Here is a 12,985-nt window from a genome sequence, read left to right on the forward strand (position 1 = left end):
TCACAGCTGCCGCTGCGGGGCGTAGGTCAGGGCGCGCAGATAGTCGGTGAGCCGGCGGCGGTCTTCGAAAGCGGCCAGTTCGGCGTAGTCGATGGGCTCGCCGATGCGCACCGGCACGTCGCTGCCGATCTTGTTCACCACCTCGCGGAAAAGCAGCGAAAGGCGCAAGGTCATGGAGATCAGGCTGGCCCACTGGAAGAGTCGGCTGTTCTGTCCTTCGAAGAAAAACGGCACCACGGTGGCCTGGCCTTCCTGGATCAGGCGGCCGACGAAGGGCTTCCATTCCGGATCGACCGCCACACCGCCCGGCGGCTTGGCCGTGGAGACGGTGCCGCCGGGAAAGATCGCAATCGCCTTGCCGGCGGCGAGATCGCCCAGTGCCTGACGCCGGGTCTGGATGTTGGTCTTCAGGGCCGCGCGCGTTTCGGCGAAGTCGATGGGCAGCATGTAGGGATGCAGCTCCGGCAGGCGGTAGAGCACCGAGTTCACGAGGATGCGGAAGTCGCGGCGCACGCGGGAGATCAGGTAGCCGAGAACGATGCCGTCGACCACGCCGAAGGGGTGGTTGGCGACAACGACCAAAGGACCCTCGCGCGGAATGCGTGCCAGATCGCGTTCGTCCACCGCGACGTCCAGGCAGAGGCGCAGTACCGCTTCGGAGAAAAAGTTCTCCGCCGCCGGCCCGCGGCAATAATCCTCGTAGAGGCGCCAGAGGCGCGGCTTGCCGGTGAGCTGCTCGATTGTGTGGATCACCGTCCGCCGCCAGGGCGCGTCCTCCGGCGAGGCGTAGGTGAAGTCGGTCGTGGGCGACAGAATGCTCATGATGACAGTCGGCAAGTCTTACGCCGGATTCGTGACGCCGATGCTGCGCTTTCGTGGCAATTCCTTGACGCCGGCTCGGAGCCGCCGCCGGGCTAGCGCGGCGGTTTAGTGCTCCGCCGCATGGCTTTCCAGCTGATTGATTCTCTGTGAAAAGCCGCTGAAATCCGCCGTCTCCGAAGCCTTGTTAGGGTTTCGTTAACACTCTTGGGATTGGATGGCGGATTAGAGGCGCCGTCCGGGGGCGACACGTTAGACAGACCGATTTGCGCGTACATGGGACGATTCGAGAAACCCAGCTTCAAGACTCCCGCCGTCCTCGCTCCTTACGATCTTCTGCATACTCCGCTGTGGGTTTTCGACGTGCAGCGCCATCGTATGTGGTGGGCCAACAGGCGCGCCATCGCGTTCTGGCAGGCCGACTCGCTGGAAGATCTGCTGGCGCGGGACTACGGCTCCGACAGCGACACCGTGCGCCGCCGGCTGGCCCAGGTCGTCGAGAACACGCCGCCGGGCGCGGTGGCGACCGAGACCTGGACGCTCTATCCCGGCAGTCATCCGGTCACCCTGCAGCTGGCGATCACACCGGTCCTGATCGAGGACGGCGCCGATGCAATCCTGATCGAGTCCTCCGGCGCCCTGGACGTCAAGGGCGACGAGGAAATCGTCCGTCTCCTGGAAGCAACACGCTACACCTCCCTGATGGTCAGCGTCTTCGCGCCGAACGGCGCCCTGCTGTCGCGCAATCCGGCAGCGGTCGAGGCCTTCGGCGCCGGCGGCGGTAGCCTTCAGGACGACGATCCGCGCCCGGACCTGACCCGGCATCTGGGTGATGCGGAGCTTGCCGCCGCCCTCTGCGAAGCGGTTCTCGCCGGCAACGGTTTTCATCAGGACCTGAGCATCCCCACCGCCAAGGGCCGCCGGTGGCATCAGGTGAACGGCCAGCGCGGGCGCGACCCGCAAAGCGGGGAGTGGGTCATCGTTCTGACCGAAACCGACATCACCGAGCGCGTCGAGGCTGAAGCGCGCCTCGCCGATCTCAACATCGAGCTTGAGAAACGGGTCCGTGAGCGCACCGCGGAGCTGGAGCGCATCTCCTTCGAGGCCGTGGTCGCGCGCGACCAGGCGGAGGAAGCCAACCGCATCAAGTCCGAGTTCCTGGCCAATATGAGCCACGAACTGCGCACACCCCTGAATGCCATCCTCGGATTTTCCGAGATCATCCAACTCGGGGTCTTCGGGACGGTCAACACCCGCTACCAGGACTATGTCGGTGACATCCACCATTCCGCCCAGCACCTGCTCAGCCTGATCGACGGCCTGCTTGACCTCGCCAAGATCGAGGCGGGCAAGATGATCCTGCAGGAGGGCGAGGTCGACCTTCTGAAGCTCTTCCACGACGGCTTCCAGATGATCGGCGCGACCGGCCACGGGCGCTCCAAGACCTTCCGCCTGGACAGCGAGGAACCGGCGGTGCGTCTGCGCGGCGACCACAGGCTGCTGAAGCAGGTCGCCATCAATCTGCTGACCAATGCCGCCAAGTTCAGCCCGGAGGCCGGCGTCGTCAGCGTCTCGGTCAGGCGGCTGCCCAGGATCCTGGAGATCCGCATCAGCGACGAAGGCCGCGGGATCGAGCCCGCAATGCTCGACCTCGTGTTCCGACCCTACGAGCAGTCGGCAGCCCTGATCGGCCCGCGCGAGGGCACCGGCCTCGGCCTGCCGATCGCGCGCTCCTTCGTGGAACTGCATGACGGAGCCCTGCACCTGGAAAGCAAGCCCGGCCTGGGCACCACCGCCGTGCTCAGCCTGCCGCTGGAGCGCATTCTGAATGCGCAGGACCACGCCTCGCCAGCAGCGTGAGCATTGCCATTCGACATCTTTTAGCTGAGTTGTCGGGAGTGCCGCCAAGCTGGTTTGGCGACCTCAGTTCTTCAGAACACGGCTTAGAGCTGTCTTCAAAATCGCGTCCAGATCGTCAATCTCCTCGAACCTTGTGCCGACAGCGATTCGAGTGTCGTAGAGCGCTGCAAGGGCAACCCGATCAAACTCTGTCAGGTGGCCCGCCTGGGGGTATGCCAGAACAGAAACGATCTGGTCTCCACGGTGTTTTTGCAGCCCCATGAGGCGAAGGAAGGCGAAGGATAGGCAGGCAGCCGTCTCAGTCTCGCTCTCGCCGACTCGCGCGAAAATGATGCCGCCCCTCACTGCACCTGCGCCATAACCGAACTGGAAGAGACAGCGTTGATCGCGCCGGAGATTCCTCAAGACAGAGTCCATCGCGGCATCACTTTGAAAGAACTTCCGATAGGTGTCGCGATAGCGCGAAGATGCGCTGTCTCTGACGGACCTGACCAAAAAAACGAGTACGTTTTTGCCGTCATCAAAATCGGTCACCCTAATGTCGTGCTGTGTGACCGCCGCCACTTGGTCGATGAGTTGACGGGTCACTTTCCTGTCTGCCTTGAGACCTTCGTTGATGATTGCAAGGTTGATCGGTGTCGCCCACTTGCTGGCACGACCGTGGAAGGGTGGGTTGTCCTGGAACGCAACCTCCTCGAAAAACAGCCGATGCTCCGCAAGCGGGTACTCTGACCCGGTCTGCTCAGCCGCGTTGGCTCCTGAGGTAAGGCAGAAGGAAATCAAGAAGAACTGCACCCAAGCCGGCGCTTTCCACATGCCTTTATGCCCCCCCCGCCTTCCAATCGCTTACGACATTATGGCGGTTGAAGAACATGGGCTCAACAAAAGGCATGGTTTGCCATTATCTTCGGCGCAGTGCATCTCATGCTCTATATATTACACAGACTTATAACTTGTTATTCACAAAAACTCTTAGACAGCGACTCGGGCACCGCCTATGGTGGGACCGATTCGTCTTCGCGCCTTGGCTGCGCGGGCGGCGATAGAAAGTTCGGGGGAACCTTGTGCTGACGAAACGTGCCATCACCACCTGCGCCGCCGTGGCGCTGGCCACGGTCTTTACCGTCCAGCAGGGCGAACACGGGCCGCTGGTGGTCTACAAGCTGAAGGTGCCGAAAGAGTCGGCGCAGACCGTGAAGGCGCCGCAGGCTGCGCCCGCGCCGGCGGCCGGCGCTTCACCCACCATAGCCCCGGCGACCGCCCCGCGGGCGACGCAACGGCCGGCAACCGGGCCCAAAGCCCCGAAACCCAATCCGAAGCTCAGTTCGCTCACACCCACGGTTCTCGGCCGTGTCGTCATGCCGGCCGGCGCGCGTCCCGGCGTCAGCAGCGCGGCGCCCGTGACTCTGTCGCCTGCCGCCGTACTGCCTAGCGCCGTACTGCCTGCCGCCGTATCGCCTTTGCCGGTGTCGCCGCCGCGGGCAACGACGCCCCTCATTGTGTCGCCCCTCACCGCAGCCGACCGTGCCATCGTCGCACCGGCTATCGCACCGGCCGCCGGCTTTGCGGGGCCCGTCTATCGCAGCGTCTCCGGTCTGCCCGTCGGTGAGTCCCTGGTGAACGAGGAGACCGGCGAGACACTGACCCTGGACGCCGTCCAGGACGTCATCGAGTGGCGCCGCGAGACCGTCGATCGCCTGCCGCAACTGCAAAGCACCCCGCGCTTCTGAAGCCTCTGCGGTTTAGCCCAGCATCACGGTGAAGTAGGCCGGAACGGCGATGTAGGTCGCAAAGGCCAGCAGCAGGGCCGCGCGCACCGGCAGGGACTGAAAGCGCCGCCACAGAAGGACAATCAGCACCAGCCCCAGGGCCGCTTCGGCCAGCGAAACCAGCCCGCCATGGTAGGCCGGATCCCAGTAGGAGACCGGAGAGCGGAAGCGCCAGTCGCTGAACGGCCAAAAGTGCGGATGGGCGTCGTCGCGGTGGAACGGCAGGTCGAAGGCGAGATGCAGCAGCGCCGCGGCGGCAAAGACGACGGCAATGCGGCTGCGGGCCCAAAGACCGACGGTCAAGAGTGCCAGATAGAGAGGCAGCGAATTGCCGACGGCAACCAGGGTCTGCCAGGGTTCCTGCCAGTAGACCTCGCGCCAGAGCCGTGCTTCTGAAACGCCCTGAACGAGGCGCGCCCAGACGAAGAGCACGAAGATCGCGGCATCGGCCATCAGCGCCCCGGCCAGGATCGCCAGATTGTGCCGCCGTGCCGCAGCGTCCTCCGCCGGGCGCGCCAGGGCGGCGGCGCCGATCAACAGGTGGGTCGGCGTGTTCAGCGCGGGACCTCCTTCAGCAGACAAGGAAGGTCAGGGTAAGCCGCGCCGCCGTCGAAAGAAACGGAGGTGAAGGGAACAGGCCCGGGGAAACGTTACGGCGCGAAACGTTCCAGCGGGAACCGTTACAGGATGTCCAGCCGGGCGCGGTGGGCGCTCAGGATATGGGCGCGGGCCAGTTCCTCGGCCTTCTGCGTGTCGCGCGCGGCGATGGCCTCGACCAGTCTGGCGTGCTCCGCCACCGCCTCGGCGCGCCGCTCGGCGCCGCCAAGGGTCGTTCCGCCCAGCAGAAGGCGGTACTGCTTCATATGTTCCATCTGGGCAACGAGGTAGCGGTTGTGGGACGCCAGGGTGAGGCGCCTGTGGAAACCCCGGTTCGACGCAATCAGCGCCTCGACGTCGTCCAGCCGCTCCTGATCCGCGGCCACCATGTCCTGCAGGAGTGCGATCTCCGCCTCCGTGGCATGCTGGGCGGCCAGGCGGGCCGCCGTTCCTTCCAGCACCTCGCGGATCACGTAGAGTTCGTTGATCTCGTCGTTGTCGAGCACCGGGATGACCATGCCCCGGTTGGGCTCGTGGCGCGCCAGGCCCTGGGCTTCAAGCTGTTTCAGGCCCTCGCGGATCGGCGTGCGGCTGACGCCGAAACGCTCGGCCAGTTCGGTCTCGCGCAGGCGCGTTCCCGGCGCCAGATCCCCGGATTCGATGGCTTCCACCAGAAGCCGGAAGATGTCGGTGCCGCCGTGCGAGGCCATGGTGTTCCAATCTCTCCTTGCCCTTATTGTATACATTAGCATACAATAAGGGCAAGAGGTGTCCCGTGAAGATTGCCGTTCTAGACGACTACCAGTCGCTTGCCCAAGACTTTGCCGATTGGCGACGCCTCGAAGGACGTGCGACTGTTACGTTTTTCGCCGAGCCCATTGAGGGCGAGGCAGAACTGATCGAGACGCTGCAGCCCTTCGATGCGGTCTGCCTGATGCGCGAGCGCACGCCCTTTCCGCGACAGGTGATCGAAGCGCTGCCCAAACTGAAGCTGATCGTGACCAGCGGCATGAAGAATGCGGCGATCGACGTGGCCGCGGCCAGCGCCCGCGGCATCACGGTGAGCGGCACCCCCTCCCCCGGCCATGCGACCGCCGAGTTGGCCTTCGGTCTGATCCTCGCCCTGGCCCGCGGCCTGGTGCCGCAGAGCAACGCGCTGCAGGCGGGGCGCTGGCAACAGGGCATCGGCCGCGACCTGAAGGGCGCGACTTTGGGGGTTCTGGGCCTCGGGCGCCTCGGCAGCCAGGTCGCTGCCTTCGGCAGGGCCTTCGGCATGGAGGTCATTGCCTGGAGCGAGAACCTGACGGAGGAACGCTGCCGCGACGCCGGCGTCGGCTACCGCGACAAGGCGCGCTTCTTCGCCGAGGCGGACTTCATCACCATCCATCTGCGCCTGTCGGAGCGCAGCCGCGGCCTGGTCGGCGCGGAGGAATTCTACCTGATGAAGCGGCGGGCCTATCTGGTGAACACCTCGCGCGCGCCCATCGTCGATGCCAAGGCGCTGGAGCGCGCCCTGGTGGGCGACATGATCGCCGGCGCCGCGCTGGACGTCTTCGATCAGGAACCGCTGCCGCCGGACCACTGGACACTGAGCACGCCCAAGCTGCTGCTCACGCCGCACATCGGCTACGTGACGCGGGAGACCTATGCGGTGTTCTACGGCGAAACCCTGGCCGCCCTCGAAGCCTGGCTCGACGGCGCGCCGATCCGCCGGATCGCGCCGTGATCGAGCCGCTGCTGAGCGGCCTCGTCGCCGATCTAGGATGGCCCCTGATCGCCGTCCTGATCCTCGCGGTGATCGCCACTTCGGCCATTCACGGGGCGACCGGGGTGGCCGGCGGGTTCCTGATGGCCGCCGCCATCGCCCCGATCATTGGCGTGAAGGCGGTGGTCCCGGTGATGAGCGTCGCGCTGCTGATCAGCCATGGGGCTCGCGCGCTGCTCAATCTGCGCGATTTCGACCGCAGCGTCTTCCTGGCGATCGCGCTTCCCGCGGTGCCCTGCATCATCGCGGGGGCGGTTCTTTACGGACGCCTGCCGGCGGCGGCGATCGGGGTGCTGCTGGGCTGCATCATCCTGGCCTCCATCCCACTGCGCCGTTGGGCAAAGGCGCGGGCGATCAAGACCAGCCGACCGGCCCTGCACGCCGCCGGCGCCGTCTACGGCGGCCTCTCTGGCGCCTCTGTCGGGCCGGGCATGCTGCTGGTGCCGTTCATGCTGGGCTACGGCCTCACCAAGGAAGCCTTCGTCGCCACCCTGGCGGCCATTGCGCTCACCACGAACATCACGCGGGTTTCGGTCTTCGGCGGTACGGACCTGCTGGACGCGCAGTTCCTGATGCTGGGCGTGCTGGTCGGCCTGGTCACGATACCCGGCAACTGGATCGGCCGGGCGATCCTGCGGCGCCTGACCAACGAGGGCCACAGCGGAGTCATCGATGCCCTGACGGTGGTCGGCGCCCTGAACTTCTTCTGGCTGGCGTACCGCGCGTGAGGCGACAACACGCGCTGAGGAAAAGGAGAGACCAATGACCATGGATAACCCCGCGCTGGTGCTCGACCTCGTCGAATGGGTCGCACGGACGCCGCGGCGCTACAGCGAGGTCATGGAGGCCTGGCGCACCTCCTGCCCGCGTCTATCGGTCTGGGAGGATGCGGTCGACCACGGATATCTGGCGCGCGAAAGCAACGCGGCAGGCGAAGCCCTGGTCACGGTGACCGATGCCGGGCGCACTTTCCTGCGCCAAGAAGGCCGGCTACACTAGCCGGGCCGTTCGTAACAGCACTGACGTCGCCGCGCCACCAACGCGCCGTGCCCGCTTCTCGCCGGGGCCGGCGTGAGGACCGCTGCCTGTTGCTGCGGTCGCCAGAGAACGGACCCCCATGACGGCCCAGGCCAGTGCCACCCCGAAGAGCGGGTCGCTCCACCTGCCCTCACTCGTGATGGCGCGGGTCTGCACCACCGCCATCTTCATGACCTATCCGGCCTGCCTCAACACGCTCCTGGACGCATGGCAGATGACGGCGACGCGGGCCGGCATCGTCCAGGGCGTCTTCACGGCGGCCTTCGCTCTCTCGTTGCTGGTGTCCTCCTTCCTCTGCGACCGGATCGGCGCGAAGCGCGTGTTCTCCGTATCGACCCTGCTTGCGGCGGCGGCGGCCCTGCTCTTCGCGTCTTTCGCCCGCTCCTTCGAGACTGCCGTTGTCTTCATGGCGCTCATGGGCCTGGCGCAGGGTGGCACCTACACCCCGGCCATCATGCTGGTCTCCGCCAACACGCCGCAGAGGCGCAGGGCCTCCGCCATCGGCTGGGTCCTCGCGGGCATGTCGGCGGGCTACGTGATCTCCATCTTTCTCTCGACCGCCCTGATGGCAGTCCACGGCTATGAAACTGCCTTCTTCGCCACCGCCGCCATCACCGTCTTCGGCTGGCTGCTCGGCCAGATCGCCGTCCGTCAGGCGCGCGAACTGCTGGCGGAAGCGAGTCCCGGACGGGGCACCTTCGACCGCGCGATGAAAAAGCGCTCCCGGCTGCTGACCCTGGGCTACATCGGTCACTGCTGGGAGCTCTTCGGCGCCTGGGCCTGGATCCCCGCCTTTCTCGCGGCGGCGCTGCTGGCCCGCAACGCCGTCTCGCCCATTGAACTGGGCCTCTGGACGGCGCTGGCCCTTCACGTCTCCGGCTTCTTCGCCTCCTTCCTCTCCGGCTACGCCGCCGACCGCTATGGCGCCAGACCGGTGCTCATCGCCTTCGCCCTGCTGGGTGCCGTCTGCTCGCTGTCCATCGGCTGGCTGGACGGGTTGGGCGTGGTTGTGCTGCTGGCGGTGACGGCCCTCTACGGCTTTGCCACCATCGGCGACTCCTCCGTGCTGTCCTCGGCCATGACCGATGCCGTGCCGCCCGAGCAACTGGGGCGGGTGCTGGGCCTGCGCTCGGTCCTCGGCGTCGGCGCGGGCGCCCTCTCGCCGGCGATCTTCGGCCTCGCCCTGGATCTCTCGCCGGACACCCTTGGCTGGGGCATCGCCTTCTCGACCCTGGCCGCAGGCGCGGTCGTGGCGATCCTCTGCGCGCTGTTGCTGCGGAGCTAAGGGCTGCAGGACGTCATGGAGAAGCTGCCTTCGGGGCTCTCGTAGAGCGTAGCGGAGCCGTAAAAGAATCCCACCGGATCGCCGGAGCCGACGGCACAGAGCGAGCCCCAGCCGCAGACCTCGGCCCGGCCCTCGAACCAATGGCTCCAGTTCCAGGCGTCGTGAGTTTCGCAGAAGGCCGGCGCCGGATCGACGAAGGCGACACCCAGGCGCGCCGCCATGGCCGCCACCGTCTTGATCTGCCGCCCGCTCTTGGTGTGATAGGCGGAATCGTCGTAACCCCACCAGTCCCAGCAGCCGTTGGGATTGCCGGGTGAGGTACTGGACTGCGGGTAGAGAACGACCAGGCGGTTGCTCTCGGCCCAGCGGTTGAAGCCGGCCGTCCGCGCATAGAGATCGCCGATGTGTTCCGGCGTCTGCCGGCAGCCGGCAAAGGCGATGTGCAGGCGGCAGTCCTCGCCGGTGGCACAGGCCGCCGGAACGTAGGCAAAGCCGCCGGTAGCCATGCCGTGGCTTTCCGGGTCCGCCAGGAACTCCGTCTGGTCGAAGACGATCAGACGGCCGGCATCCGCCGGTTGGGGCGGCAGCAGCGCCCCGTAGAGATGCTGCAGGATGTCGCCGGCCTGGTCGAAGCCGCAGTCGTTGAGGAAGGGCGTTTCGGTCTCGGCACAGGGAACAGGCGCCCCTTCGGCAATGAAGGCATGGCCGGCGGCAACGTCGGTCACAGTCTCGATGTCCTGATCGACGATGCCGGCCTGACGGTAAAAGTCGCGGGCAGCAGCCATCACCGGCGGCGTCACCGTGTTGTCCTCGGTCCCGCTGAACAGATAAATGCGGTCGCCGGCAAGGTTCGCCAGAGGATCGATGCGCCCGGCATCGGCGAGGCTTTGCGCCTGGGCCAGAAGCGCCGCCACATCCGGCAGCTCGGACGTCGTCTGCATGCAGCGGTTCAGCGCCGTCATGAGCTGCCCCTCGGCGCAGAAGTACGGACCGCCCGCCACCACGGCGGCACCGATGATGCTCTTCGAATGCGCGACATGCAGCTGCACCGCCATATAGGCGCCGCTCGACAGCCCGGAGACCGTGGTGCCGGCGGGATCGAGCCGCAGCGCCGGCAGCGGATCGGCGGCCTTTGCGGTGGCAGGCATAGCAGCAACGCAAAGATTGAAGGCGATCGCAAAGCGAAGAAACAAGATCGACATGGGATACCCATTTGTCCGAGCTAAGACGCGAGCGCAGGGTTGAAAACCAGTCTCTCGGCTGCCGCAAAGCATCGGACGGAAAGCTACAAACCAAATACGGCGTTCAATGCGCACTTTCCATGACATTCGCGTTGGAAGGTGAACAGGGCGCACATCACCTCTTAGGCTTCTGATGAGTCTCTGGCAGTAGCGCCCCAATGATCGCCTGCTGTTGCCCACAAGCCACCAACAAGGACTTCGTGCGGTCTCATATTGACAAATCTATGTAGATATTCTACATTATAACGTAGCTTTTGATCACTACTGACTAATCACTCTCCAAGGAGATCGCGACCGACATGAAGGTACTTGGATTTTGGAACAACAAAGGTGGAACAGGCAAAACAAGCCTAGCCTTTCAAGCAATCTGCTCATTTGCTGGCCAGAACAAAGACGCCCAAATCTTGGTCATTGATGTCTGCCCACAAGCAAACCTAAGCGAGCTTCTCCTTGGCGGGCAGGAGAACGAAGGGGGAAAGAACCTCCTCACGTTGCATGGCGAGTTGGTGAGACGATCAATAGGTGGATACTTTCAGAGTAGACTGCCCAAACCCTTCGACAACAGCAGCATAGATGTGTCGAGCTTTATCAGCACTCCTGGGAAGTATAACGAGAAAATCCCTGGAAACATCTCGCTCCTTGCTGGTGACCCTCTTCTCGAACTGCAGTCGAATGCTGTTTCGACCTTAGCCAACACACAAATCCCAGGAACAGACAGTTGGTCCTCGGTTGCGAGCTGGCTGAAGGATTTTGTGACAGCTAGCGAGCTCGATTTCGACTACTGTTTCGTGGACATGAACCCAAGTTTTTCCATGTACACGCAGATAGCGTTAGCGGCATGTGAGCGTCTAGTGCTTCCCGTTACAGCCGATGACTCGTCGAGGCGAGGAATCCAGAATGCGCTAAGCCTAATCTTCGGGATCAAGCTCCCATCTGAGATCTACGCCCAGCATAACTTCCATACCCGCATGGAGGGCGCTGGCTTGCCGCATCCTAAGATTCACATGATCGCCAAGAATCGCCTTACTCAATACATCAAAGTGGCAAAGAGTTATGCCGCTGTTCTCAACGGAATTACAGAAGACCTGAATACTGTTCACAAATCCTCCCCGGCCTTCTTCACTTTTGACAATGTTGAAGATGGGATGATCAACGTGAAGGACTTTCAAACAGCTGGCGTCGTGGCCTTTGCCAGGGGCACCCCCTTTGTATCAATGAACTCCGGAACACTTAGCGTAGCTACACAGAGAGTTCAGGTTAACCGTGATCAGCTCAATGAGAACCGCGAAATTGTCGAAGAGCTTGCTTCAAAGCTCTGGTAGATGTGCTCTCGCTCAAGAGACCGGAAACTGATTCGCGCAACCGCACATTTGTGCGGAAGACACCGTAGTGCATGAACTGCGCTAGTCGATCGCCAGAGCTGCGGCAAGCTGAGTTGAGGTTGAAGCTCCCCAATTGATGCAATTGATCCAACGGCCACCATGTACTTGCAGCTTCTTGACTAAGCCGCCTTCTCCGGCCAGACGTCCCCGGGGATCGAAACCGCGCCGGCGAAGAGCTTGCGCGCCGTGCGCAGCAGGCCCGCCGAGTTCAGCTTGAATCGGCCGTCGACGATTTCGTAGTCGAAGACAACATCGATGCTGCCGGAGGGATGCTCGATCTTCACCGGCGTCGGATGCTCCGGCGGGATAACCGCCAGCCCCTCCGCCACCGTGCCCGGGGCCAGCAGGCAGGAGCCGGTACAGATCGACCCGGTGACGGCGTAGCTGGGATGGCAGTTCCAGGGCATGAAGTAGCGCGCAGCGATGGCACCGCCGGCGCGCGGCGGCGCCAGCAGGCCGAACTTGGGCACGACGGACTGGGAAACATCGCCCAGGCCCATCACTTCCCCGGCCTTGATGCGCAGCGGTTCCATCCGCTCGAAGAAGGCCTTGTTTTCGTCCAGGTCTTCGCAGCTCTCGGCACCGGTCAGTCCGAAGCTCTCGGCCCGGGCGATCACCATGGGCATGGCGACATCGATGCAGGTCACCGCGATGCCGTCGATGACATCGACCGGGTTGCCGGTGGGAAAGAGGGCTCCGGTCTTGGAGCCCACCACGTCCATGAAGTTGAGGATCACCGGCGCGGCAGTGCCCGGCACGCCGTCGATGCGCGCATCGCCGTCGTAGCGCACCGCGCCGCCCGGCGTCTGCACCACGGCTTCGATGCGGGAACTGGTGTTGACGTTGCGGATCCGCACCCGCGTCTCCTCCCCCTCCGGCGTCACCAGCCCCATCTCCAGCGCCGCCGGCCCGACACCGGCCAGGATGTTGCCGCAGCTGGGCGAGAAGTCCACCTCGGCCTTTTCCGCATGGACCTGGGCGAAGAAGTAGTCGACCTGCGCCCAGTCGTCGTCGGAGGGCGAGAGCATGGCCACCTTGCTGGTGGTCGGCCGGCTGCCGCCGATGCCGTCGACCTGCAGCGGCGAGCCCGCGCCCATGGCGGCGATCAGCACCCGGGCCAGGGTCTCTCGATCCACCGGCAGGTCCGCCCCCTTGAAGTAAGGGCCGCGGGACGTGCCGCCGCGCATCAGAAGGCAGGGGATGTCTCTCTGCACCAACGAGGTCTCCTT

Annotated in this window: 13 protein-coding genes; 7 read left to right on the top strand and 6 right to left on the bottom strand. The window is 64.5% G+C overall.

Translation table 11 applies throughout. The annotated features are described in order from the left end of the window. Positions 1-822, bottom strand: coding sequence for a lysophospholipid acyltransferase family protein (locus tag ACO06P_RS12090; protein WP_420345499.1), 822 nt, complete (start codon positions 820-822; stop codon positions 1-3). A gap of 273 nt (positions 823-1,095) precedes the next feature. Between ACO06P_RS12090 and ACO06P_RS12095 the strand changes: the two genes are divergently transcribed. Continuing rightward, positions 1,096-2,679 (top strand): ATP-binding protein, encoded by a 1,584-nt coding sequence (locus ACO06P_RS12095; protein WP_420345500.1) that lies wholly within the window; start codon positions 1,096-1,098, stop codon positions 2,677-2,679. 63 nt (positions 2,680-2,742) lie between these two features. Here the strand turns inward: ACO06P_RS12095 and ACO06P_RS12100 are convergent, their stop codons facing one another. Continuing rightward, a complete protein-coding gene (locus ACO06P_RS12100; RefSeq protein ID WP_420345501.1) occupies positions 2,743-3,495 on the bottom strand; it encodes a DUF2927 domain-containing protein in 753 nt (250 codons plus the stop codon). A gap of 248 nt (positions 3,496-3,743) precedes the next feature. On the opposite strand from ACO06P_RS12100, the gene ACO06P_RS12105 reads away from it, so the two are divergent. Beyond that, on the top strand, positions 3,744-4,409 hold the full coding sequence (locus tag ACO06P_RS12105; RefSeq protein ID WP_420345502.1) for a hypothetical protein: 666 nt from the start codon (positions 3,744-3,746) through the stop codon (positions 4,407-4,409). Positions 4,410-4,421: 12 nt separating this feature from the next. On the opposite strand, the gene ACO06P_RS12110 is transcribed toward ACO06P_RS12105, so the two are convergent. After that, entirely contained in the window at positions 4,422-5,030 is a 609-nt protein-coding gene (locus ACO06P_RS12110; RefSeq protein ID WP_420345503.1) for a hypothetical protein, read from the bottom strand. Between the two features lie 98 nt (positions 5,031-5,128). Beyond that, the gene (locus ACO06P_RS12115; protein ID WP_420345504.1) at positions 5,129-5,755 is read right to left on the bottom strand and encodes a GntR family transcriptional regulator; all 627 of its coding nucleotides are present in this window, start codon (positions 5,753-5,755) and stop codon (positions 5,129-5,131) included. Between the two features lie 65 nt (positions 5,756-5,820). Here ACO06P_RS12115 and ACO06P_RS12120 point away from each other — a divergent pair, with 65 nt between their 5' ends. The 4 genes from ACO06P_RS12120 (at position 5,821) to ACO06P_RS12135 (ending at position 9,133) form a co-directional block, all read left to right on the top strand. Next, entirely contained in the window at positions 5,821-6,771 is a 951-nt protein-coding gene (locus tag ACO06P_RS12120) for a D-2-hydroxyacid dehydrogenase family protein (RefSeq protein WP_420345505.1), read from the top strand. Further along, complete coding sequence (locus ACO06P_RS12125; RefSeq protein WP_420345506.1) at positions 6,768-7,538, top strand: TSUP family transporter; 771 nt, start codon at positions 6,768-6,770, stop codon at positions 7,536-7,538. Before ACO06P_RS12120 ends, ACO06P_RS12125 begins: the two co-directional genes overlap by 4 nt. 34 nt (positions 7,539-7,572) lie before the next feature. Then, complete coding sequence (locus ACO06P_RS12130) at positions 7,573-7,809, top strand: hypothetical protein (protein WP_420345507.1); 237 nt, start codon at positions 7,573-7,575, stop codon at positions 7,807-7,809. Between the two features lie 118 nt (positions 7,810-7,927). Further along, a complete protein-coding gene (locus tag ACO06P_RS12135) occupies positions 7,928-9,133 on the top strand; it encodes an MFS transporter (RefSeq protein ID WP_420345508.1) in 1,206 nt (401 codons plus the stop codon). Here ACO06P_RS12135 and ACO06P_RS12140 read toward each other — a convergent pair. After that, the gene (locus ACO06P_RS12140; RefSeq protein ID WP_420345509.1) at positions 9,130-10,335 is read right to left on the bottom strand and encodes a hypothetical protein; all 1,206 of its coding nucleotides are present in this window, start codon (positions 10,333-10,335) and stop codon (positions 9,130-9,132) included. The two genes, ACO06P_RS12135 and ACO06P_RS12140, sit on opposite strands and share 4 nt — an antisense overlap. A 338-nt stretch (positions 10,336-10,673) precedes the next feature. Here ACO06P_RS12140 and ACO06P_RS12145 point away from each other — a divergent pair, with 338 nt between their 5' ends. Continuing rightward, positions 10,674-11,696, top strand: coding sequence for a ParA family protein (locus ACO06P_RS12145; protein ID WP_420345510.1), 1,023 nt, complete (start codon positions 10,674-10,676; stop codon positions 11,694-11,696). 179 nt (positions 11,697-11,875) lie between these two features. Here ACO06P_RS12145 and ACO06P_RS12150 read toward each other — a convergent pair whose 3' ends face one another. Beyond that, positions 11,876-12,970 (bottom strand): 4-oxalomesaconate tautomerase, encoded by a 1,095-nt coding sequence (locus ACO06P_RS12150; protein WP_420345511.1) that lies wholly within the window; start codon positions 12,968-12,970, stop codon positions 11,876-11,878. Positions 12,971-12,985: the final 15 nt, after the last annotated feature.

Origin of the sequence: Pelagibius sp. (assembly GCF_965227505.1) — a bacterium.
Lineage (GTDB): Bacteria > Pseudomonadota > Alphaproteobacteria > Kiloniellales > Kiloniellaceae > Pelagibius.

What these genes read in the sequence shown, in the direction of transcription:
- ACO06P_RS12090 (WP_420345499.1), bottom strand. Translation starts at nt 822, where the DNA reads ATGAGCATTCTGTCGCCCACGACCGACTTCACCTACGCCTCGCCGGAG.
- ACO06P_RS12095 (WP_420345500.1), top strand. Translation starts at nt 1,096, where the DNA reads ATGGGACGATTCGAGAAACCCAGCTTCAAGACTCCCGCCGTCCTCGCT.
- ACO06P_RS12100 (WP_420345501.1), bottom strand. Translation starts at nt 3,495, where the DNA reads ATGTGGAAAGCGCCGGCTTGGGTGCAGTTCTTCTTGATTTCCTTCTGC.
- ACO06P_RS12115 (WP_420345504.1), bottom strand. Translation starts at nt 5,755, where the DNA reads ATGGCCTCGCACGGCGGCACCGACATCTTCCGGCTTCTGGTGGAAGCC.
- ACO06P_RS12130 (WP_420345507.1), top strand. Translation starts at nt 7,573, where the DNA reads ATGACCATGGATAACCCCGCGCTGGTGCTCGACCTCGTCGAATGGGTC.
- ACO06P_RS12135 (WP_420345508.1), top strand. Translation starts at nt 7,928, where the DNA reads ATGACGGCCCAGGCCAGTGCCACCCCGAAGAGCGGGTCGCTCCACCTG.
- ACO06P_RS12140 (WP_420345509.1), bottom strand. Translation starts at nt 10,335, where the DNA reads ATGTCGATCTTGTTTCTTCGCTTTGCGATCGCCTTCAATCTTTGCGTT.
- ACO06P_RS12145 (WP_420345510.1), top strand. Translation starts at nt 10,674, where the DNA reads ATGAAGGTACTTGGATTTTGGAACAACAAAGGTGGAACAGGCAAAACA.